Origin of the sequence: Nocardioides sp. (assembly GCF_004803405.1) — a bacterium.
GTDB lineage: Bacteria > Actinomycetota > Actinomycetes > Propionibacteriales > Nocardioidaceae > Nocardioides > Nocardioides vastitatis.
Window position 1 is genome coordinate 1 of sequence record NZ_SSXI01000143.1, and the last position, 720, is coordinate 720.

Below are 720 nucleotides of genomic sequence, written 5' to 3' on the forward strand. Positions count from 1 at the left end.
CAGCAGCTCGGCATCCTCGACGAGGTCTCCGGCCTGCTCGCCGCCGCCCGACACGCCGTCGCAGGCACCCTGGACGAGCGCTTCGTGACGCTGCAGCGGCGGCTGTCGGACCAGCTCCGCGTGATCACCGGCCTGCCGCGCCCGGACCGCTGGCTGGAGGTGCGGCCGGGCACGCTGACCCGGCTCGCCGAGCGGGGGCGGCTCGACGGCCAGGTCGTGATCGACACCGGCTTCAGCATCGAGGGCGACCTCGCCGCCGACCTGGGACGGCCCGAGCGCAACGGGATGACGCGCGAGGCGCTCGAGGTGGCCGACGAGATCGTCGTCGTCGGGTCCGCGGACCCGGTCGGGCTCGCTCGGCTGGCGCGGGCGATCGCGGACGCGCACGAGCTCCTGGACGCCCCTCCGCTGCGGGTCGTCGTCAACCGGATGCGTCCGACGCTCGGTTGGCGCGAGGCGGACGTCGTCGCGATGCTGTCCGACTTCGGTGAGAGCCGTGGCGTGCACTTCCTGCCCGACGACCAGGCCGCCGTCGACAGGGCGCTGGTCGCGGGCCGGCTGCTCGTGGAGTCGGGCGAGTCCGCCCTCACCCGCGCCATCGGGGCACTGCTCGACGCGATGGCCGGCGGGCGACCGGCAGGCCGGGCCTGAGGCCGCAGCCGCTCCTCGGCCTCAGGGGTCCCACCTGCCCGAGGCGCTGCGGTGCGTTGCTCCGGCAGG

General features: G+C 75.7%; 1 pseudogene. It reads left to right on the top strand.

The features are described 5' to 3' along the window. Positions 1-651, top strand: a pseudogene (locus E7Z54_RS23130) (AAA family ATPase); the annotation flags it as partial. Between the last annotated feature and the right edge of the window lie 69 nt (positions 652-720).